The sequence below is a fragment of the Neolewinella xylanilytica genome (assembly GCF_002934605.1).
In the GTDB taxonomy this organism is placed as follows: domain Bacteria; phylum Bacteroidota; class Bacteroidia; order Chitinophagales; family Saprospiraceae; genus Neolewinella; species Neolewinella xylanilytica.
On the sequence record NZ_PTJC01000006.1, the window covers coordinates 274051 to 296964 of the forward strand.

The following is a 22914-nucleotide window of genomic DNA, read 5'->3' on the forward strand; positions in this document are numbered from 1 at the left end:
ACCGCGATTATTGACCTGGCTGCACCATCCCCAATGGTCGAGGCGTATAGCAAAGCCTTGTAAATTCCAGGTCGACCCAGCAGTTTGCGGACCGGATCCCACGGTACGCTTACCACATTTTGGCCCTCGCCCCATAGGGGAAAAGGCTTATTTTCGGGATGTCGCCTCCGTCTTCCATCCCCCCACCAGCACTTAATACCCGAATTTCAATGAACCTGCGCTTTTTGCTCCCCGCCTTAGCCTTGCTCCCTTCCTTACTGTCGGCTACTCATAACCGCGCCGGCGAGATCATCGTACGCGCCACCGGCTGTGGAACGGCCTCCGATCCGCTTACGGCCTGCGCTACGGTTATCACCTACACCGACGTCGCTCAGACGGAAGTGGACCGTGACAGCATGCTACTCAACTGGGGCGACGGAGCGCAGGAAATGATCCGGCGGACCAGCATCCGTCCTACCGCTACACCCGGAATCCAACGCAACGAATACCGCATGTGCCACCGGTACCCCTCCTTCGGCCGCTACGAGCTAAGCTTCCAGGACGTGAATCGCGTCCGGAACGTGCGAAATATCGGGGCTCCGTCGGTAAACATCCCGTTCAGCGTACTTACTTCCTTCGCCCTCGTCGATCCGACCCTCAACGGGTGTAACAATTCACCCGAATTGACGCAGGACCCGGTCGACAATGGCTGCATCGGTTCCGTGTGGACGCATAATCCCGGGGCCTTCGACGTGGACGGAGACAGCCTGGCCTTCGAATTCACCACGCCGACCGTCGGACCCGGTATACCCATCCCCAGCTACGTTCTACCCGACCGGATCGACGGGGGCAACGGCAGTCTGCAAATCGACCCCCGTACCGGACAGATTACCTGGGATACTCCCACGGTACCCGGCGAGTACACCCTGGCCTACCTCGTCAAGTCGTTCCGCAACGGCATTCCTTTGGATACCCTCCTCCGCGACATGCAGGTATTCATTGACGATTGCGCGAATGCCCCCCCAGTCATTGAATCGGTCCGGGAAGCGATCCACGTGGTAGCCGGTGAGGTAGTAGCCTTTGAAGTGGTTGCTACGGCGCCCGTTTCCGAGGATCAGCAGGTGAAGCTGACGGCCGGAGGCCGCCCCTTCCAGTTGGCCAACAACCCGGCTACTTTCCTATCCGAAGAAGTTGATGAGCAGCCCGACCGTATCCGGAAAACCTTCCGCTGGGCCACGACCACCGCCGACATCAGCAACCAGGCCTACTTCGTCGTGCTCCGGGCGGAGGATAACGGCCCTCCGGCACTGGCCACGCTGCGTACCGTATCCATCAATGTTGTGGCACCCCCGCCAACGAACCTGCCGACTGATTACCAGCTGTTCCGCCCCGGTGTACAGTATCTATATGAAAATCCGGATTTTCGTTCGCGTACCTATGGATTCGACAGCCAGTTTTATGGCGTACGACTCGATAGCCTCGGCTGTGGTGATTTGTACGGCTCCCTGGAGGAAGTGCAGGTTGCGGATGGAATATGTGTCGTCAAGGTGCCTTCACCCTTCGGCTACCGCGTCTGCCAGACACCGGACAGCACGGTCATGCACTTTGGTCCGGGTTCTCAACTCGTCCTTTACCATTCCGCCGCGGTGGGCACCCGCTGGTTGGCCCGGGACAGTGCCGGGACGGACCTCTACGCGGAGGTTCTGTCGGTAACACCGGCTACGGTGCTGGGCATGACCGATACCCTGAAGTCCATCGGCTTCTTTTCGGAAGACGGGGAGGTCGTCGGCCCCACGGTGACCATCGGGAAACGTACCGGACTGGTAGACGGTAGCCGTTTCTACCGAATCGGACAAGCAGGATCACCCCTCACCCTGGCGGGAGTGAGCGAACCGGCCCTGGGTGTCCAACTACCTTCCGCCAGCAGCTACGGCCTGGCGCAGGTAGGAGACACCTTTCAGATCGCGGCCTCGAATCCGGGCTACCTGGGTGAACCTTTCGTTGGCCGGGGAGGCTTTGCCGCGAGTTTTGCCACCGTGGTCATATTGACGGTGGATTCCTCCCGGGCGGGAGAATACAGCTACGAAGTGACGGCCGATCTCTACCGGGTGGAGCAGGGCCTTACCGTACCCTTTGCGCTGGACACGGTCTTCACCTTTGCTCATTCACGGCTCCCCGCGGAGATGGTCCGGCAACCGGGCGCCCGCCGGGATAGCAATACCTCGGGATCGGAAACATCGGATGTGCTGAAGGGCTTTCGCGACAGCTGTGGGCTGTTCCGTCAACGACTGTCTACCTTCGCGCGTTTTCAGGGAAATGACGCTTGCGGCTTCGACGAGGCCGGCTTGGATGCAACGCCTGGACCCGTCTACGTGGAGGATGTACCGTTTCACCTTGACTCGATCAACACCCAGTCTGGCCCCCAGGCGGTGACGTTGCAGTATCTGGGGTCGGATTCGCACCGCTGTGGCACCTATTTAAGGCAAGCCGATATCTTGTTATCCGATAAGACCCCACTAGGTTTTGACGGGATACCCATCGAGATATATCCTAATCCCACCAGCGATCAACTGACCGTTACGCTACCGACGTCGGTGGGGCCTTATGACCTGGCGCTATACCATATTTCCGGTCGACGCTTACAGACGGTGCGGGGGGTGCGTGATGGCCACACGCTGTCGCTGGGAGATCTTCCCGCTGGTGGTTACTTGCTCGTGGTTAGTGATAAGGGACGCCCGGTGGCCCGCCGCCGGGTGATGGTGCGGTAAATGGATCGGTATTGTTTTTGGGGTAGGTAAACCCTCCATCAGGGGTTAATATCGGTTTTGGTTACCCATACTTCCGACTTACACTCCGAAGTTGGTAGAGGGACTGCAGCAGCCAATCGTATGTTGCCCTAAACTTCCTACGGCCCGCTTGCCGCCGGAATTTATGCGGAGCGGAGACCGTTGCCGACAGTTTGCTTACATGCATCCAGCCGGTAGCCGTGATGGTGGTGAAGTCGACGGCCAGGTACCAGGCCTCGTCCCGGGCGAAGGGCGGCGACCGGCTGTAGGAGTTCGGCGAGCTGGGTCGATTCGTGCTTCTTCCCGGCCTCCGCGGGGGCAGATAGTCAGGCCCGGGATTGGAGCGGGCCCAGCAGCGCTTCCGGTAAACTACTTGCGAAACGGGCGGGATTAGCCTGAATATGCCGCAGCATGTCCGCCGTCTGCCGGGCGGTCCAGGGCTGCCGGTCGACGGTGAATCGGCAGGGGCGGGGCATGCTCCAGCTGCTCCACGGGCCCCTCGTTCGCGTAGGCTTTGCCACGTCCGAGGCGGCCGGAGTGATCCATCCGCTCGCGGGTGGCGAGCAACCGTTTTCTCCACCACCGGTACCGTACTTGCTGCGGTAGCTGCCGGGTTTGGCCTGGGGAACGGGGCGGCTATCCCATCCGAAATAATCGTTCCCTGGCATGGCGTAATTTGGGCCGTGTCCCGTCCGGGTGGAGAATATTCTTGAAGGCCGGTATGCCCGGCACCCGCGCTCCGGCGCCAAAATCAAAAAGCACGGCCGCACAAATTGACCCCCTCACCGTTCACTAACCCTACCGCCTAACCGCTACATTTGACTTTATGAACACAAGCTACCGCCGCGAACCCCTCTGGTACAAGGATGCCATCATTTACGAATTGAACATTAAAGGATTTTACGATGCCAACGGGGATGGCATCGGGGACTTCGCCGGCCTGGAGCAAAAGCTTGACTACCTGGAAGAACTGGGCGTGACCGCGATCTGGACGCTTCCCTTTTATCCCAGCCCGCTACGGGACGACGGGTACGATATCGCCGACTACTACGACGTCAGCAAGCCCTACGGAAACCTGGACGACTTCAAGCGCTTCCTGGAAGCCGCCCATGCCCGCAATCTCCAGGTTATCACCGAGCTGGTCATTAACCACACTTCCGACCAGCACGAGTGGTTTCAGCGCGCCCGCCGTGCCCCCAAGGGTAGTCCCGAACGCGACTACTACGTCTGGAGCGACACCGACGAGAAGTGGCCGGACGTGCGCATCATCTTCACCGATACCGAAACGAGCAACTGGACCTGGGACCCGGTTGCCAAGCAGTATTACTGGCACCGGTTTTTTCACCACCAGCCGGACCTGAACTACGATAGCCCCTTGGTGCAGGACGAGATCTTCAAGATCCTCGACTACTGGATGGGCATGGGGATCGACGGCTTCCGACTGGACGCCATCCCATATCTCTTCGAGCGGGAGGGTACCAACGGCGAGAACCTGCCGGAAACCCACCAGTTCCTGAAAAAACTGCGCACCCACGTCGATACGAATTACGACAACGTGCTCTTCCTGGCCGAGGCCAATATGTGGCCCGAGGAAAGCGCCAGCTACTTCGGCGACGGTGACGAGTGCCACATGAACTACCACTTCCCCCTGATGCCGCGGATGTATATGAGCATCAAGATGGAGGACCGCCACCCGATCACGGACATCTTCGACCAAACGCCCGAGATCCCGGAAAACTGCCAGTGGGCCACCTTCCTGCGCAACCACGACGAGTTGACGCTGGAGATGGTGACCGACGAGGAGCGCGACTTCATGTACAACGTCTACGCCAGCGACCGCACCGCCCGCATCAACCTGGGCATCCGCCGCCGCCTGGCTCCGCTCATGGACAACGATCGCAACAAGATCGAACTGCTGAACGTGCTGCTGATGAGCCTGCCGGGTACGCCGGTGCTCTACTACGGCGACGAGATCGGCATGGGCGACAACTACTACCTCGGCGACCGCGACGGCGTACGCACCCCGATGCAGTGGAACAATAATGAAAACGCCGGATTTTCGGAGGCCAACCCCCACAGCCTGTACCTGCCCGTCATCCGCGACACCGAATACAGCTACCGCTGGGTCAACGTGCGGCGGCAGCAGCAGAATCCGAACAGCCTCCTGAACTGGACCAAAAAACTGCTGGCCAAGCGGAAGTCGTTCCAGGTATTCGGACGGGGAAAAATCCACTGGCTCAAACCCGATAACGGCCGCATTCTGGCCTTCATCCGGGAGTACGACGACGAGCGGGTGATCGTGGTGGTCAACCTGAGCCGCCACCCCCAGGCCGTCCGGCTCGACCTGTCGAAGTACGAAGGCAGCCGGGTGCGGGAGGTGTTCGGCCGGACCCACTTCGAGGAGGTGAGCCGCGAACCCTACCAGGTCACCCTCTCCGGCCACGGCTACTACTGGCTGGAGCTGGAGCCGACCCACGGCCCCAACGTGGATACCCGCGAACTCAGTCGGGCTACGCTGCAGGCGGACCAGCTGAAGAACTTTTTCAGCAAGCCGAATGTCCGGGCCCTGGAGCAGACCGTATTGCCCAATTACCTTCGCTCCGTCTCCTGGATGGGCGTACGAGCCCCCCAACTCGACCAAGTTAACATTTACGATTACCGCCTGCAGGCCACCAGCGAACGCCACTTCGGTTGGATGCTCCTGGAAGTTACTTACCTGGAAGGACTGCCGGAACTGCTCCAGTTGCCCCTGGCCTTCCATCGCCACCACGACGATACGGACTACTCCGCCCGGGAGGAAGTACTCGCTATCATCGACAACGGCGACCGCAAAGTGGTGCTCATCGACGCGCTCTACGACCAGGATTACCGCCGCGGGCTGATCAACGGACTGCGGGAGTACGGCGACCTGAAGGATTTCCGCTTTCTCGCCCAGGAAAGCATGGCCAACAAGCAGCAACAGGACGCCAATATGGTGCACTCCGGAACGGAATACGTCACCCTCCAGAGCCGCGATTACAACATCAAGTACTACCGTCGGGTCGACGGCAACGACGTGCCCGATCTGGAAGTGAAGCACATGCTGAACCGCCGCGGCTATGCTTCCGCCCCCACCGTGGTCGGCACGCTGCACTTCACACCCACCCAACGCCTGAACGCTACCCTGGCCATCTTCGAGGAGCGGCGCGACAACGAGGGCAACGCCTGGGAGTACGTGCTGAACAACCTGCGCCGCTTCGCCGAGAAGCTGGTCAGCCAGCTACAGCTCGAACGCAACGGCAACGAAGCCCATCCGGAGGACGTCCACGTGACGGACACCATCGTGTACAAGGATATGCCGGCCACCATTCAGGATATCCTGGGCCCGAGTTTCGTGATCAAACTCGCCGAACTCGGCCGGGCCACCGCCGCCTACCATACGGTGCTGTCAGACGTGAACGACGACGGATTCCAGCGGGAAGCCCTGAGCCTACATTACCAGCGCAGCGTCTACGCCGGACTGAAGGCCGACGTGCGCTCCACCTTCGATCTGCTCAAGCGGACGACCGACGATCTGGACGAAGAAACCGTAGAACTGGCCAACGAGCTTCTCGGCAAGGAAAAGCATATGCACACCAAGCTGCAGCGCATCTACAAGCACAAGATCGAGTCCGACAAGATCCGCATCCACGGCGATTTCACCCTTGAGCAGCTCATCCTCAGCGAAGACCAATTCGTGATCCGGAACTTCGACGGTGACCCCGACCGCAGCTACAGCCAGCGCCGGCTCCGCCGCAGCCCCGCCAAGGATATTGCCAACATGATCCGCAGCATTGACTACGCTTCCGGGTTGGTCTACGAGGAGAATGCCGATGGGCTCAGCTCATCCACGCGGCCCCATCTGGCCGACTGGCTACGCACGGCTAACCGTTACCTGGCCGCCGAATACCTCACCGCCTACCGCAAAGCTACCCAGGGCACTCGACTGCTTCCCGCCGACGAAGGCGACCTGGAAGTGCTGCTATACGCTTTCCGCATCGAGAAGGGGCTCCAGGAGCTGCGCTACGACCTGAACTACCGGCCCCAACAAGCCGCCGTGCCCCTGCGCGGCCTGCTGGAACTAGTGGAGTAAACGTAAGTACACGCTGCGGAGCAAGGCCTGGCCCGCTCCGCAGCGGTACAGCGTATACAGTAGGGTGTACACCAACTGGGTATAGGCAAAGCCGTTCCGCACGTACTTTCGGGGGGAGGTGGTTACCGCGTCCGGTAGCACCCGGAAGGTGCCCCGATGCCGACGTAATTTTCTGACTATATAATTATCCTCCAGTAGCTGCCAGTCGGCGGGGTATCCCCCTACGGCTTCGAAGTCGCGTCGCAGTACCCACAGGGCCTGGTCGCCGAAGCGAAAGGCATCGATATTGAAGTGGGTGCAGTAGCTGTAAAACTGTAGGAGCCGCGAAGATTGCTGGCCTTCGAATCGCAGGCGGAAGCAAGCCGGTGGGGCGTGGTTCCCGGCGGGAAAATGGCGGACGAAATTTTTGGGAAGCAGGGTATCGGCGTGCAGGAAGAGAAAACTGGCGCCCCTGGCGGCCGCGGCGCCGGCATTCATTTGGGTTGCCCTGCCTCTGGCGCTGTGTACGATGCGTGCGCCATGGTCACTGGCGATGCGGACGGTATCATCCGTACTGCCGCCGTCGACGATGATGAGCTCAAACGAAGGGTTCGGCCGCATCGCGCTCAGGCGGCGAAGGGTTCGACCGATGTACGGAGCCTCGTTCAGCGTTGGGATGATCACGGAGCACCAGGGTGTCTTCGTCGTCCCGGGTGGCATCGAAGGCTGCTTGGCGAGGCGCATCCGCTGATTGGGGTTTCGCTTTTGTAGGAAAATAATGCACTACGGCCGCTCCGACGCCGATCAACAGCAACCACCAGTCGATGATGCCGGTATCGCTGCGGGTGAGTAGTACCTCGACGATCTTGGCACCCAGCAGCAATCCGAAGGCTCCGTAAATAACGATTTGTTTCAGATCCTGGGTCACGAACTATGGATTATACTACTCAAAGCGAAAAATAGTAGTGGAGTTGAAGGTTTCCCCGACTTTCAAGACGGTTGTCGGAAACGCGTCGTGATTCGGGGAATCGGGGAAGTGTTGGGTTTCGAGGCAGATGCCGCCGTAGCGGGGCGTTGGTGCGTCGCCCCGCATTTTATACTTGCCGGTGGGGAAATTCGTGGTGAAAACCTGCACCGCGGGCTCGGTGGTCCAGCACCGGAGTTGGTTACCGGAATGCGGGTCCATGACCAGGGCGACTTCCCGCAGGCTACCGTCGTAATGGCTGATGGCCAGGCTGTGATCGAACCCACCGGCGGCTTGTACCTGGGGGTGATCGGCGTCGATGTCCTCACCCACCCGCTTCGGACTGCGGAAGTCGAAGGGGGTTTCCGTTACCGGTAGAATTTCTCCGGTCGGAATTTGCTCGTCATTCACCGGGATGAAGCGATCGGCGTCGACCTGCAAGATGTAATCCAGCACCGTTTCCGCCTCGCCTAGCTTGAAGTAGGTGTGGTTGGTCAGGTTCACCACGGTGTCCTGGTCGGTGGTCGCGGCATAATCAATGCGCAGGGCATTGTCGTCCGACCAGGTGTAAGTCACGCGTACCCGAAGCTCGCCGGGGTAGCCCATGTCGCCGTCTTGGCTCACCAGACGGAGCGTTACGCCGGCCTCGGTGTCCCGCGAGAAAGGCTCGGCGTCCCATACCCGCGAATTAAATCCCTCCGTGCCACCGTGGAGTTGGTTTTTACCCTCGTTAGCGTCTACCTCATAGCGGGTACCGTTCAGGGTGAAGGCGGCCCCGCCGATGCGGTTGGCGTAGCGGCCGATAGTAGCCCCGTAGCCGGGATTGACGCCAAGGTAGCCTTCCAGGCTGTCGAAGCCGAGGGTCATCTCCTTACCATCGATCTTGACGGACTGTACGATGGCGCCGTAGGAGAGGATGGCGACGGTGTTGCCGGAGGCATTGGTTAGGGTGAAGCGGGTGACGGGGCCTTCGGGTGCCTGGCCCCAGGGGGTACTTGCGATAGTTGGGGGAATAGTCACGGGATACGGTAAATTTTAACCGCTAAGGTATGCGATAGGGAGATGGATCGCTTTCCACTTGCCCGCCGTTGGAAACCCCACCGCACCGTAGAACAAGGGGTACGGGATCGCTTCGCCGGTTCCCGTATGCCTGGGCTTGGCATTTTGCGGTCGCAGCCGTTTCGGATGAGGCGTCCAACGCGATCGCAAGGAAGGGTCGTTTAGTGGCCGCTGAAAACAGCGTCATACCCTTTATTTAGCCGGTCACATGCTTTTAGCCTTTCTTTCGCGTAGGGTATTTCCCGGTATTGTCGAACGGGGTTTCGGTGATGATAAATAGAATTTTATTGGCAATCCTTGTTTGTTAGCGGGATATAGTGCAATTTGGGGGACGGTAGCGGAAGGATAGTCTGACCGGATCGTTACCGGAATTTATAAAGTCAATTAAGCAAAAAATCTCCCGCCCCTTCGGTGCTGATCGGAAACTACTCGTGGTAGAAGCGGTGCGCTTTGCCCGGTATCATTCGTTGTTTATAGCAATCATTCGCCGGAATACCTCCTTGTCGGCGGCATGAATGCATCGTTTTACCTACGTATAACCTTCTCGGCCATTGCCGGAAGCCACGCGGAACGCCATCACTTATCTAGTTAATAAACTCAATCACTTCTTCATGACATGTTCAACCCCCAAACTGCCTGCGGTCGGCTACGGAAGCAGCGTCAGGTCCTTCGGGCTGGCGCTGGTTGCCCTACTGAGTTGCGGATGGTTAACCGCCCAGAGCATTCAGGGCACCATTTACGACGAAACCGGCCTCGGCCTGGTTGGCGCTACGGTTTTAATTGAAGGTACCACCACGGGTACCGTTTCCGATTTCGACGGCAACTACTCCCTCAACGCGGGAGAAGGGGACGTCCTTATTTACAGTTTCACGGGCTACATTCCCCAGCGCATCACGGTGGGCAGTGAAAGCGTAATGAATATTACGTTGGAACCCAACGTAGCCATACTGGATCAAATCGTGGTTACCGGCTACAGCCAGCAACGAAAAGGCGACATCACTGGCGCGGTTGCGGTACTGGACGTAGAAGACCTTACCGGTGTTGCGGCGTCCTCGGTCAATCAGCAGTTGGAAGGCCGGGCTACCGGTATTCAGACTTCCACCTCCGGCCAGGCCGGCGCGGGAACCAACATCCGGATCCGGGGTATATCCTCCTTTACGAACAACGACCCGCTGATCGTGGTGGATGGCGTTCCGCAGCTGAACAGCTTCCTGAACAACATCAACCCGCAGGATATCGCCAGCCTCCAGATTTTGAAGGATGCCTCCGCTTCCTCTATTTATGGTACCCGGGCATCTAACGGGGTAATCATCATCACCACCAAGCGGGGGGTTGCCGGCAAGCCGCGCATTACCTACGATGCTTACTTCGGCATCCAGGACCACGAGCGGGGCTTCAACGATTTCCTGATCCAGAATCCCGAAGATTACGCCAATATCTTCTTCGACCAGTACACCAGTCAGGGCCGTACGCCGCCTTCCAATCTTTACGGAACCGGCATGAATCCGGAACTGCCGACGTACATCTTCCCGCCGCGCAATGCGGACGGTTCGCAACCCACCATTAACGAGGAGAACTATTCCTTTCCCAACAACATCATTGCCCGGGCGAATACCGCGGGCACCGACTGGTGGGACGCAGTATTCGATCCCGCGCCCGTTACGGACCATACCCTGGCCATTTCGGGAGGAACGGATGCCGGTACGTACCGCATTTCGGCCAACTACTTCAACCAGCAGGGTACGATGGTAGAAACCTACTTCAAGCGTTTCGCCGTACGGGCCAACTCGCAGTGGACGGTAGGTAAGATCACCATCGGGGAGACGCTGAACCTGTCGCGCGTGGAGAACGTGGGGGTTCCCGGCGGACTGCAGAACGAGCAGAGTGCGCTGATGCAGATCATCAAGCAGCAATCCATCATTCCCGTCTACGACATCGGTGGCAACTTCGCCAGTGGCAAAGCCAACTCGCTGTCTAACGGTACCAACCCCCTGGCCATGCTGGTGCGCAACCGCGACAACGTCGGGGAATACGACGCGGCAATCGGCAGCATGTTCGCTTCGATGGAAGTAACGAACGGGCTCGTCCTCAAGACGAATTTTGGTATCAACTACAGCGTTGGCGGTGCCCCCAACTTCACTTTCCCCACCTTCGAGAACTCCGAGCCAAACGTCAACAACGGATTCTCCGAGAACCTGAACCGGGCTTTCAGTTGGGTATGGACGACCACGGCGAACTACCAGCGCACCTTCAACGACCGTCACGATCTGGGTATCCTGGTCGGTTACGAATCGCTCATGGAGCGGTACCGCCAGATCAGCGGAAGCTACGGACAGTACTTCCTCACCGACCCCAGCGTACGCTACCTGAGCCCGGGGCTCGCTAATCCCGACACCCGGCAGTCTTCCTCCAATGGCAACGAGCACAGCCTTTTGTCCACCTTTGCTAGTGTCAACTACACCTTTGATGGCAAGTACCTCGTCGGGGGAACGATCCGTCGGGACGGTTCCAGCCGCTTTGCCGAGGAGAACCGCTACGGCGTATTCCCGTCCATGAGCCTGGGCTGGCGTATTTCCGCGGAGCCCTTTATGCAGGACATCAACTGGCTCTCCGACCTGAAGCTTCGTTTCGGCATCGGTACGGTAGGTAACGAGAACATCGGCAATTACCGCTATACCAACCAGTTCGGTGGCGGACTCGGCAGTACCTTCTACGCGATCGGCGGTGGAAACACCCTTCAGACCGGCTACACCGCAACCGCGCTTGGCGACCCCACGATCGGTTGGGAGGAAAAGCAGACGACCAACTTCGGCATCGACCTGTCGATCCTCGACGACAAGTTCAACATCGTACTGGACGTCTATCAGTCCAGCGTGAACGACCTGCTGTTCAACCCCGCTCTGCCGGTTACCGCCGGTACCGTGAATCCCCCCTTCGTAAACATCGGCCAGATGGACAACAACGGGTTCGACCTGGCACTCAACTGGCGCCCGAACCTTGGCCAGGTGAAGTTTGACGTCGGCGTGAACGTCTCCCGGTACCGCAACGAGATCGTACGGATCGACGGAGACGCCGATGTATTTTCTCCCCGTGGCGCCCCCGGTATCCGCACCGCTCCCTCCGACTACATCGTCAACCAGGTGGGCAGCTCCGTAGGATCCTTCTTCGGCTACCAACTCGATGGCATCTGGCAGAGCCAGCTCGAAATCGACACCTACAACGGACTGGATGATGACCCCACCACCACCTTTATGAACTACGCCGCGCCGGGCAGCTTCCGGTGGGCGGATGTGAATGGCTTCGACCCCGAAACCAACGAACTGACCGGACAACCCGATGGCATCATCAATGACGCCGACCTGACGGTCATTGGAAATCCGCACCCCGATTTCACGGCCGGTTTTAACCTCGGAGCTCGCTACGGCAGCTTTGACTTTACCGCCTTCTTCTTCGGAAGCTTCGGGAATGACATCCTTAATACGACCAAGCAGTTCACTATTTTCCGGGAATTCAACACTAACGCCGACGTGCGTGTGCTGACCGATAGCTGGACGCCGCAGAATCCGAACGCATCGCTGCCGGCACTCAACATCGATGACACCCAAAGTCGCGTTCTCTCCTCCTTCTACGTGGAAGATGGAAGTTATGTCCGGCTCAAGCAGCTGCAAATCGGCTACACCCTTCCCTCCACCATCGGTGGCAACGTCATCAGCAACCTGCGCTTCTACCTGCAGGGGCAAAACCTCTTCACGATCACCGACTACACGGGACTAGATCCGGCCCTGTCGAGCTTTGACGTGAGCGGAAACGATGCCGATGACCTGTACATGGGAATCGACTACGGCAACTATCCCACCTCCCGTATCATCATGATCGGGGTAAATGCCGCATTCTAAACAAATTACACTTCGTACGTAATGAAACTATTCTTTAAAACTACCGCGATCCTCGCGCTTAGCGTGCTGATCTGGACGTGTAGCGAAGACTTTTTGGTCACTCCGCCCCAGGGTGTTCTGTCCGCATCTAACCTAACCGCCGAGCAGGGCATCGAAGCCGTTTTGGTTTCCGCTTACTCCCGGCTGGACGGGTATGCCGGCAACGGCAACGGGTGGGGGGCCGCCGCTTCCAATTATGCTTTTGCCAGCGTAGCCTCCGATGACTCCCACAAGGGTAGCCAGCCCGGCGACCAGGACGATCAGATCCTGCTCGAGCGGTTTCAGTGGCGGGCCAATAACCCCCTGTTTCTGGACAAGTTTACCGCGGTATACGATGGTGTCCGGCGAGCCAACGAAACCCTCACCCTGCTAGCCGCCAACGAATCGTTGGGGGAAACCGACCGCAATCGCATCATGGGAGAGGCGCTTTTTCTCCGCGCCCACTACCATATGGAAGCATGGAAACTATGGAAAAGGGTCCCCTACTTCGATGAAATGGAGGAGAACCTCCGGAAACCCAACGACCAGGACATCTATCCCCTGATCGTGCAGGACTTCGAGGAAGCGGCCAGTCTGCTTCCCGCAAACCAGGCGCAGATCGGCCGGGCCACCTCCGGAGCTGCGAACGCCCTGCTAGGCCGGCTACATATGTTGAATGGCGACCTCGGAAGCGCCGAAACCGCCTTCAATAAGGTTACCGGATACAGCCTCAATGACTGCTTTCACGACATGTTTAGCCAGGTCGGGGAGAATGGTCCCGAAATGATCTTCAGCGTACAGTCCTCCATCAACGATGGCGATCCTAACGGAGCGAACGCCAATCACCTGGAGCGCCTGGCCATGCCGCACGCCGGTTCTCCCTACGGTTGCTGCGGGGTGAACCAACCTACCCAGAGCCTGGTGAATGCCTACCTGGTTACGGACAACGGTCTCCCGCTGAGGGAAAATACCCTGAATTCGAACCCTACGCCCGATATGCCGGTAGATCCGCGGCTGGACTGGACCGTAGGACGTGACGGAGTTCCCTACCTCAACCAGGGCAATCACGAATCCGACTGGATCCGGGATCCTCTTTTAGGGGGGCCCTACAGCCCGAAGAAGTTTTCGTTCGCCGAGGGCGAAGCTTCCAACGTGGGTTGGAGCCCGAACCTGAGCGGGGTGAATATTCCCATCATTCGCTACGCCGACGTTCTGCTCTACCAGGCGGAAATCGACGTAAATGCCGGCCGGCTGGAAGATGCCCGCGCTAAGGTCAATATGATCCGGGAACGCGCCGGCAACTGCGCCCAGGGCGCTGAAGAGATCGCCGTGCCGATCGATAGCGATCAGATTACCTGGGCCGACTACCGGGTGTCGCCCTATCCCGGCCCCTGGACCGATGCCGTCGCGGCGCGTGAGGCCGTCCGCCTGGAACGCCGCCTGGAGTTTGCGCTGGAAGGACGCCGGCTCTTTGACCTGCAGCGGTATGGCCTGATCGACAATTCCGATTACTTCATCCAAACCATGACGAATTACCTTCAGGTAGAAAGAACCCGCCGGCCCCACCTCGAGACCGCGAACCTTCCCACCGCTACCAATCTTCGCTTCCCACTTCCTTCGACCGCCATTCTGCGCAGTCGCATCGATGGGGTGCCCACGCTCCAGCAGAACCCCGGTTACTAGACCGATTCGGCTAGGGGAACGCTTTTGCCCTTACCGTAAGCACGCAAGCCCCCCGGTCCCGGACCGGGGGGCTTTTGTTGTTGTCGCTGGTAGTGCAGCTCTGGAAAAGCCCTTCCGGAAGCAGAGCCTGCCCCCGGCGGCCTCCCGACCCGGCTCCACCGACGGACGTTGTCGGTCCGCGGCCTTATCGCGCGGACCGATTCCGTTCAGCCTCTACCTTTTATTAACTTTACCTGATAAGCGTCTTTCATGCCCGTTCCAGCCCTTTACCGTTATTCCGCACTTTACCTCCCGGTCTTGCTGGTGCTCGGATTCAACAGCTGCCAATCTTCCGGAAGCGGTTACGTGGCGCCCGACGACGCGCTGTTCACTTTACTTACTGCCGACGACACCGGAGTAGATTTCATGAACACCGTCACCGAGGGAGAAGAATACAACCTGCTTTCCTACCGCAACTTCTACAACGGTGCCGGGGTGGCCATCGGCGACCTGAACGGTGACGGCCTAAACGATCTCTATTTTACCGCCAACCAGGGTCCCAACGAACTCTATCTCAATCGGGGCGATTGGCAATTTGAGAAGGTGGACGCCGGGGTCGCGGGTGCCATGGATTGGAGTACCGGAGTGAGTGCCATTGACGTGAATGCCGACGGCTTACTGGATCTGTACGTCTGTAATTCAGGCAATCCCGCAGGCGGGCGACGCGCCAACGAGCTGTTCATCAACCGCGGGAACGACGCCCGAGGCATACCCACCTTCGAGGAAGCCGCCGCCGCTTACGGACTTGACGACCGGGGATACAGCACCCAATCGGCCTGGTTCGATTACGACGGAGACGGAGACCTGGACGTCTACCTCCTCAACAATTCGTTCCTGAATCCGCAGGTGCTTAATCCCAACGGTGAAAATCGCAACCAGCGGGACTACGAAGGCGGAGACAAACTGCTCCGCAACGATGCCGGGCCCGGTGGGGAACCTCGTTTTACCGACGTATCCGAGGAAGCCGGATTGTACGGATCGCGCATCGGTTTTGGGCTTGGTTCCGGGCTCGGCGATTTCAACGGTGACGGATGGACCGACCTCTACGTCAGCAACGACTTTTGGGAACGGGATTACCTCTACCTCAACCAACAGAACGGAACCTTCGCGGAGGAACTCAATACGCGCGTCGATCACGTACCCATTTCATCCATGGGATCCGACGTGGGCGATCTGGACAATGACGGCCACCCCGAAATTTTTACTACGGATATGCTACCCGCCGATAACCAGCGCATCAAGGTTTCTACCCAGTTCGATACCTACACGATCGAAGGGATCAAAAACGAGGCGAATTATCACCACCAGTTGCTCCAGAACTGCCTGCAGCTCAACGATGGAACCGGCCGGTTTCGGGAGGTCGCCTCTTATGCCGGCGTAAGTGCCACCGACTGGAGTTGGGGAGCACTGATCTTCGATATGGATATGGATGGCCGAAAAGATATATTCGTTGCTAACGGAATATACCGGGATATCACGGATCGCGATTTCGTGGACTTTATCGAGGATAAGGAACAAGTAAAGAAAGTAGTCGCGGAAAAAGGCCGGTACGACTGGCGCGATTTTGTCAATTTAATGCCCCACAATCAACAGGCTAACTATGCCTTTATCAACGCCGGCGAGTTGAAGTTCGACGATCAGGCGCAAGCGTTGGGGCTCGGCCAACCCTCCTACAGCAACGGGGCCGCGTACGGGGACCTGGACGGGGACGGGGATCTGGACCTGGTAATCAATAACGTAAACCAGGCTCCGCTGCTCTACCGCAACGGGGCCCGGGAGACCGGTCGCCATGGAATCACCGTCCGACTGAAGGGGCCGCAAGCAAACCGGTCCGCGATCGGAGCGAAGGTGATCCTTCATACCAACCTGGGTACTCAAGTACTGGAACAGTACCCGACCAGGGGGTACCTGAGTACGGTCGGAACGGAATTGATCTTCGGGTTGGCTGAAGACGAAACGCCCCGATCCGTGGAAGTGCGCTGGCCCGACGGCAGCGTCTCTAGCAGCGAAACCATCGAAAAGGACGGCGTACTGGATATGGATCACCGATCGGCGACCGATCCATCCGCGGTCGGAGAAGTCCCTGCCGTGGCTGCGACCGTCTTCTCGGCGGACACAGCCCTCCTGGACGTCCCGGCGGTACACGTGGAGCCCTTTTTCAACGATTTTAATCACGAGGGCCTGGTGCTGCGCAAGCTGTCCGATCCCGGCCCCAAGGTCGTTCCGGGCGACGTGAACGGAGACGGGCTGGAGGATTTCGTGCTGCTCGGATCCATAGGGACTCCCGACAAACTCTACCTGCAGGCAGCGGACGGAAATTTCCGGCTCAGCTCCAACGGCAGCTTCGAACAGACCGCCGGGTACGAAAGCAGCTGCGGTGCCTTGTTCGACGCGGACGGTGACGGCGACAACGACCTCATGCTAGGCAGCGGGGGCAACGAGCTAGCCCGTGGGGCAGACGCCTATGCCGTACGGTACTACGAGAACGTCGACGGGAACCTGGTCTACAATCCAATCCTGGCGCCGCAGGTCGTCGGGGAGATCAGCTGTATCGTCCCGAAAGACATCGATTTCGATGGGGATATGGACGTCTTCATCGGCAGCCGCTCCGTGCCCGGCAACTATGGACTGACGCCCCAGTCGTATCTGTTGACCCGGGAAAACGGTACTTGGATAAACAACACCCCCGACGATATCGCCTCGGCCGGTATGGTAACCGACGCCGTCTGGAGCGACCTTAACCAGGACGGACGTCCCGACCTGATCATGGTAGGCGACTGGATGCCCGTAACGATCGCCTTCATGGTCAACAACGCCGAAATCAGCAACGTCTTCGAAATTCCCAACTCCGCGGGATGGTGGAACGCCATTGAAGCCGCCGACCTAGACGGAGACGGCAAGGAAGACCTGGTACTCGCCAACTGGGGGCTGAACAGTAAATTTCGCGCCTCTACCGAGCGGCCACTCCGGCTGCTGACCAAGGATTTCGACCAGAACGGCAAGTCGGAATTCATCGTGGAATGGTATCCGCCCGCTGACGACCAGGCTTTTCCCTTTGCGCAGAAGCCGCAGCTACACGCCCAGTTGCCCGGATTGCGCAAGCGGACCTTATCGTACAGTGACTTCGCGGAGGCTACCTACGAGAGCCTGTTTACCGACGAGGAACGTAAGGACGCCATCGAACGCAGGGCCACGCAATTGCAAAGCTGCGTGGTTTGGAACCTGGGAGAAGGAAAGGTCATGATCGAACCGCTGCCCTGGCAGGCCCAGCTTACTCCGCAATTCGCTATCGCGCTCGGCGATGTTAACGGCGACGGGAAAAAGGACCTCTGGCTGGGTGGCAATCTCTACGGCCTCTCCCCCCAGGTAGGCCGTGCCGACGCCGGCAGGGGCACCCTCCTCGTCAACCAGGGAGATCGAAACTGGCGCTACCTGACGCCCCGGGAAGCCGGTATCGACGTGACCGGCCAGGTGCGGGATGCCTGCTTTATCGAAGGCGGCGGCGGAATCAAGACCTTACTGGTTGCCCGTAACGATGCCGAATTGATGACCTTCCGCGTAACGCAGCTAACCCCCAGCAGCAGATGAACGAGCCGTTTTCATTTCCTTGTATCCGGAATGCATGGCACCTGCGGCCCCCCGCCACGCTTGAAATCAGTCAGCGCGTGAACGGCGGACAGTATCTCCTGCTGTTGCTTGTCGTGCTGCTGACCGGGTGCGGCCCGGAAGGCGAACCGAAATTGTTTACGCGGTTGGAGGCTTCCGATACCGGTATCGACTTCGTCAACCGGACGGGCGAATCGGATACCTTTAATATCCTGACCAACGAATACATCTACAACGGCGGCGGCGTCGGCATCGGCGATTTTGATGCGGACGGCAGGCCCGACGTGTTTTTCACGGGCTGCGACGTGCCTAACCGCCTCTACCTGAACCGGGGAGAAATGACCTTCGAAGACGTGACCGAAACGGCGGGGGTAGGGGGCGGCGAGCGCTGGAACAACGGAGTTACGGTCGTTGATGTAAATAGCGACGGCCGCGACGATATCTACGTATGTGCAACCATCCGGGATAAAGGGGCCGACCGGGCCAACCAGCTTTTTCTCAACCAGGGAAACAACGCGGACGGCACCCCAACCTTCCAGGACGTTGCCCCGGAAATGGGTATCGCGGATACCAGTCACAATACCCAGGCCGCCTGGCTGGATTACGACCTGGACGGCGATCTCGACCTCTTCCTGCTGGTTAATGAAATGGCGGACAATAAGCGGCCCAACGATTTCAGCCGCAAGATCGCCGATGGCTCCGGAAGACGGACGGACAAACTGTACCGTCAGGATCGGGAGGGCGATCGGATCTTCTTCACCGATGTAGGAAAGGAAGCTGGCATCCTCTACCAGGGTTTTGCCCTGGCGGTCACGGTTTGCGACCTGAATCGCGACGGAGCACCCGATCTCTACGTCAGCAATGACTACCTAAGCAACGACCTGGTCTACCTAAATAGCGTCGACGAGGAAGGGAAGCATTATTTCCGGGAAATCGCGGCCCAACTGGTTAAGCACACGAGCTACAGCGCCATGGGCAACGATGTGGTCGACCTGAACAACGACGGATTGTCAGATATCGTGGTAATGGATATGCTGCCGGAGGACAACTTGCGGCGAAAGACCATGATGGCGGCCAACAATTATACCTACCTGCTGAACCTCGATCGCTACGGGTATCAGCCGCAATTTACCCGGAATACCCTGCAGCTTAGTGAAGGTTTACGACCCGATACCCTGGCGGGCCTGCCGCTCTATACGGAAGTAGCCATGCAGTCGGGGATACCGGCCACCGACTGGAGCTGGGCACCGCTTGTGGCTGATTTTGACCTCGACGGCAACAAGGATGTCGTTATTACAAACGGTTTTCCGCGGGACATCACGGATAAGGACTTTATGGACTACAACGGGATGAATGCCCGCTTTTTGAGTCCGGACAAGATCCTGCTCAAAATCCCCTCGGTAAAATTGGCTAACTATGCCTACCGACAGCAGCGCAACGATGGGGGTGTCCCCATCTTCGAGGACGTCACGTCCGACTGGGGCATCACGCTGCCTACCTTCAGTAACGGAGCGGCGTATGCGGACCTGGATCTCGACGGCGACCTGGACTACGTGGTCAACAACATCGATGACCCGGCCCATCTCTACCGCAATGACCGCATCGTTACGCCGGAAATGGATTCCACGATCCGACTGGAAATTCCCGCTGAGCTGACGGATGCCGAGCTATGGGGCAGCGAGTTCGCCTACGGGGGGGCGGACGGTGACCGGCAAACCATCTTCTACCATCCGCACCGCGGTTACCTCTCGAGCCAGGGACGGGAAGTCAGCTTCGCCTGGCGGCCGGACGCCATACTGCGGGTGCGGTGGAAAGCCGGGGAGGCGGAAACATTCGGCCCCTTTGATCGACCCGGCCCGGTAGCCGTAAGTCCGGGGAGGGGGCGAGCGTCCATGGATATCCCTGCCGTGGCCGAAACGCTGCTCCGTCGCCTCCCGGTGCCGGAATTCGTCCACCGGGAACTGGACTTCATCGATTTCAACGTTCAGCCCATGCTCCTGCGCAAACTCAGCCAGCAGGGTCCGGGGGTGGCGGTTACGGACTGGAACGGCGACGGGTACGACGACCTATATGTCAGCGGTAGTCTGTACACCGAGGGAAGCTGGCTTGAGGGTGGTCCGGACGGCTTTAGCGTTACCGCGTCCCGCTTTGCCACCCCGCAGGATACCACCGTCGAAGAACTCGGTTGCCTGTTCTTCGACGTGGACGGCGACGGAGATGAAGACCTGTACGTCGTCAGCGGCGGCTACGAACACAGTCCGGAAGAGGGAGACTACCGCGACCGTCTCTACCGCAACGAGGCGGGCCGGTTCCATTTGGTAGACAACTGGTCCGACGGCAGCGTATCCTTCTCTGGCGCCTGCGTCCGTACTGCCGATTACGACGGGGATGGTGACCTGGATCTATTCGTCGGTGCGCGCGTGTATCCCCACCAGTACCCGCGTCCGGTAGCCAGCCGGCTACTCCGCAACGAAACGCGGGACGGTGTTATTCGATTCGTGGCGGACACCGCGGCGGGGGAGGTACTTGCCCGGGCGACCAATGTTTGTGATGCCCTGTTTGCCGACCTGACCGGTGACGGCCGTCCGGACCTGCTGACGGTAGGCGAATGGGAGCCCCCGCGGCTGTTCACGAACGGGGCAAGCGGCTGGGCCGAGGCACCCGAGGCGCTCCCCAAGCACTGGAACGGGCTTTGGAACAGCCTGGTGGCAGCCGATTTCGATAATGACGGCGACCTGGATGTATTGGCCGGGAACTACGGGCGGAACACCATTCTTCGCGCCTCCGCCGAAACGCCCGCCACCGCGATCATGACCGACATCGACCTGAACGGGCGGATGGATTTCGTACCCTTTCGCTACTTCCCGGACCGGCAGGGGGGGCATACTTCCTATCCTTTCTTCGACCGCAACGATTTTGCCAAGCAAACCACCAAAATCAAGGGGTTATTCGGTACTCATGCCGAATACGCCGCGGCGAAGCCCGAAACTTTCTTCCCCGGAGACGACCGGGAGGCCTACCATTACCGCGTCGACCGCACGGAGACGGTCCTCTTGATCAATGAATCCGACGGCTTTTCGGTTCGACCCCTGCCCGCCGCAGCCCAGCGCTTTCCGGTCTTCGGGGCGCTGCCCATGGACCTCAATGGCGACCGGTTCATCGACATCCTGCTGATCGGTAACGACTACGGTGGGGAGGGCAGTCAGGGCTACCTGGACGGTGGCAACGGGCTCGTCCTACTTGGTGGGGCCGGCGGCTTCCAACCGCTCACCCCCGAAGCATCCGGCTTTTACGTTCCGGGAGAAGGGCGCGCGTTGGTATTGGTATCCGCACCGGAAGGCCCGCGGATCGTAGCGACGCAGAACTCCGGTCCCCTGGTCATCGTGGCCCCCCGCGGCGACTATGTCAGGGACACTTCGAGTATGGGAATTGTCGGGGGGTACCTGGGCCATTCCACGCGCACCAACTGGATCCGGGCCGCTCGGAAGTAGCCTTCTCAAGCTCCACCGGCCGATCTGTTTCAAAAGTAGGGTCCTCCTACGCGCAAGCAAGCCCGCCAAATCGGAGATCATCGCCTCGTGGTGGGCCGGGTCGTCGGTTTAGCCCCGAGTTAAAATTCGGTGGCCACCGCAAATCCCCCTTGTGCCTCGATGGCGCGGAAGCGTTCCCAGGCCGCGTCGACCAGTTGTTCGGTGAGCTTTTCCAGGTAATAGCTGCCCGCGGCCGGATCGGCGTAGGCGTCCAGACCGCTTTCCAGGCGGAGCAAATGCTGGATGTTGAGGGCCATGCGGTGACCGAAGGGCGTCGATTTGTTCTCGGCACCTTCCGCGGGCGAAAGGAAAAGCTGGTCCGCACCCCCGGTGACCGCGGAAAGCGCCTGGGTGGTTAACAGCAGGAGGTTTTGGTCCCGGTCTTCGGTCAGAACGGCCAGGTCGGAGTGGGCGGCGACGGTCACCGGTGGGGCATCCGTGATGCCAAACCCCTTCAACACGTTGGCCCACAGGACGCGCAGGGCTCTTAGTTTGGCAATGTCGATGTAGTAGGAAGTACCCACCGTAAAGGCGAACTGCAGGTGGCGGGCGGCCTTATCGGCGGGATAACCCCGTTCCCGGATTTGCTGCAGGTACTCGGCGCCCTTGGCGACGGCCAGGGCCAGCTCGCTATCGGCGGAGGCGGGTCCGTTGTTGAATCCCGCCGCGTTCACCTGCAGCACCTTGAAGCCCGGCATGTATTCCCCGACGAAGTCCAGCAGGCGGATCAGCGGGGGGAAAGGGGGCTCGTTCCAGTCGAGCAGCGGGTCGAAATCGACCGAACCGCGAATACCCTTCAGGTCGTAGCCCCGCTGGCGCAGGTACTTCACCAGGTCACGGAAAAGCTCGGCCGGATCCTGACCGGGGTACCGCAGGGCGCAGTGGATGGAGACGAAGTCCATCCGGATACCCTCCAGCAGCGCGGCTACTTCGGCGCGAGTTGGCTGGTGGTAAAGCCGGAACAACAGTGCTTCGGCTCCCTGCTCGAGGGCCGCCAGGGCGGCCTCGTTGATGATTTCGTTGCTGCCGGCGCGCAGGTAGGCACCGATTTCCCAACCCGCGGACCGTTCCAGCGGCGGCCGGATAGTCACTTCTTCGGCGGTATAGAGGGGAGACAGCCGGATCCGCTCGGACACCTGCTGATCCAGTTGGGTGAGGTCGCCTTTCAGCTCCTGCTTTACCCGGTCCAGCCAGTCGCCCTTGTCGGAGGCGGGGAAGGTAGTCGGGGACGCATCGAGGGGCATGGGGGAGCGGGTGGGTTAAC

General features: G+C 59.4%; 11 protein-coding genes. 6 read left to right on the forward strand and 5 right to left on the reverse strand.

The window, feature by feature from the left end:
* The first annotated feature begins 209 nt into the window (after positions 1–209).
* The gene (locus CLV84_RS10420; protein WP_170067662.1) at positions 210–2747 is read left to right on the forward strand and encodes a T9SS type A sorting domain-containing protein; all 2538 of its coding nucleotides are present in this window, start codon (positions 210–212) and stop codon (positions 2745–2747) included.
* Positions 2748–3091: 344 nt separating this feature from the next.
* Here CLV84_RS10420 and CLV84_RS10425 read toward each other — a convergent pair whose 3' ends face one another.
* Positions 3092–3433, reverse strand: a complete 342-nt coding sequence (locus tag CLV84_RS10425; RefSeq protein ID WP_104419736.1) for a hypothetical protein — start codon at positions 3431–3433, stop codon at positions 3092–3094.
* A gap of 158 nt (positions 3434–3591) precedes the next feature.
* Between CLV84_RS10425 and treS the strand changes: the two genes are divergently transcribed.
* Positions 3592–6876 carry a maltose alpha-D-glucosyltransferase gene (gene treS / locus CLV84_RS10430; protein ID WP_104419737.1) on the forward strand — a complete coding sequence of 1095 codons (3285 nt, stop codon included), beginning with the start codon at positions 3592–3594 and terminating at the stop codon, positions 6874–6876.
* On the opposite strand, the gene CLV84_RS10435 is transcribed toward treS, so the two are convergent.
* The 3 genes from CLV84_RS10435 to CLV84_RS10440 are packed head-to-tail and all read right to left on the reverse strand — an operon-like array spanning position 6865 to position 8839.
* The gene (locus CLV84_RS10435) at positions 6865–7539 is read right to left on the reverse strand and encodes a TIGR04283 family arsenosugar biosynthesis glycosyltransferase (protein WP_170067663.1); all 675 of its coding nucleotides are present in this window, start codon (positions 7537–7539) and stop codon (positions 6865–6867) included. The two genes, treS and CLV84_RS10435, sit on opposite strands and share 12 nt — an antisense overlap.
* Positions 7454–7783, reverse strand: a complete 330-nt coding sequence (locus CLV84_RS21840; RefSeq protein WP_170067664.1) for a hypothetical protein — start codon at positions 7781–7783, stop codon at positions 7454–7456. The genes CLV84_RS10435 and CLV84_RS21840 overlap by 86 nt, the downstream gene beginning before the upstream one ends.
* Before the next feature lie 15 nt (positions 7784–7798).
* Entirely contained in the window at positions 7799–8839 is a 1041-nt protein-coding gene (locus CLV84_RS10440; RefSeq protein ID WP_104419739.1) for an aldose epimerase family protein, read from the reverse strand.
* A 650-nt stretch (positions 8840–9489) separates the two neighbouring features.
* On the opposite strand from CLV84_RS10440, the gene CLV84_RS10445 reads away from it, so the two are divergent.
* The 4 genes from CLV84_RS10445 (at position 9490) to CLV84_RS10460 (ending at position 21611) form a co-directional block, all read left to right on the forward strand.
* Complete coding sequence (locus CLV84_RS10445) at positions 9490–12774, forward strand: SusC/RagA family TonB-linked outer membrane protein (protein WP_146088778.1); 3285 nt, start codon at positions 9490–9492, stop codon at positions 12772–12774.
* A gap of 21 nt (positions 12775–12795) precedes the next feature.
* The gene (locus CLV84_RS10450) at positions 12796–14475 is read left to right on the forward strand and encodes a RagB/SusD family nutrient uptake outer membrane protein (RefSeq protein ID WP_104419741.1); all 1680 of its coding nucleotides are present in this window, start codon (positions 12796–12798) and stop codon (positions 14473–14475) included.
* A gap of 249 nt (positions 14476–14724) precedes the next feature.
* Positions 14725–18102, forward strand: a complete 3378-nt coding sequence (locus CLV84_RS10455; RefSeq protein ID WP_104419742.1) for a VCBS repeat-containing protein — start codon at positions 14725–14727, stop codon at positions 18100–18102.
* Positions 18099–21611 (forward strand): FG-GAP repeat domain-containing protein, encoded by a 3513-nt coding sequence (locus tag CLV84_RS10460; RefSeq protein WP_104419743.1) that lies wholly within the window; start codon positions 18099–18101, stop codon positions 21609–21611. The genes CLV84_RS10455 and CLV84_RS10460 overlap by 4 nt, the downstream gene beginning before the upstream one ends.
* A gap of 119 nt (positions 21612–21730) precedes the next feature.
* On the opposite strand, the gene CLV84_RS10465 is transcribed toward CLV84_RS10460, so the two are convergent.
* A complete protein-coding gene (locus CLV84_RS10465; RefSeq protein WP_104419744.1) occupies positions 21731–22894 on the reverse strand; it encodes a methylmalonyl-CoA mutase family protein in 1164 nt (387 codons plus the stop codon).
* Positions 22895–22914 lie beyond the last annotated feature (20 nt).

What these genes read in the sequence shown, in the direction of transcription:
- CLV84_RS10455 (WP_104419742.1), top strand. Translation starts at nt 14,725, where the DNA reads ATGCCCGTTCCAGCCCTTTACCGTTATTCCGCACTTTACCTCCCGGTC.
- CLV84_RS10425 (WP_104419736.1), bottom strand. Translation starts at nt 3,433, where the DNA reads ATGCCAGGGAACGATTATTTCGGATGGGATAGCCGCCCCGTTCCCCAG.
- treS (WP_104419737.1), top strand. Translation starts at nt 3,592, where the DNA reads ATGAACACAAGCTACCGCCGCGAACCCCTCTGGTACAAGGATGCCATC.
- CLV84_RS10450 (WP_104419741.1), top strand. Translation starts at nt 12,796, where the DNA reads ATGAAACTATTCTTTAAAACTACCGCGATCCTCGCGCTTAGCGTGCTG.
- CLV84_RS10465 (WP_104419744.1), bottom strand. Translation starts at nt 22,894, where the DNA reads ATGCCCCTCGATGCGTCCCCGACTACCTTCCCCGCCTCCGACAAGGGC.
- CLV84_RS10445 (WP_146088778.1), top strand. Translation starts at nt 9,490, where the DNA reads ATGACATGTTCAACCCCCAAACTGCCTGCGGTCGGCTACGGAAGCAGC.
- CLV84_RS10420 (WP_170067662.1), top strand. Translation starts at nt 210, where the DNA reads ATGAACCTGCGCTTTTTGCTCCCCGCCTTAGCCTTGCTCCCTTCCTTA.
- CLV84_RS10460 (WP_104419743.1), top strand. Translation starts at nt 18,099, where the DNA reads ATGAACGAGCCGTTTTCATTTCCTTGTATCCGGAATGCATGGCACCTG.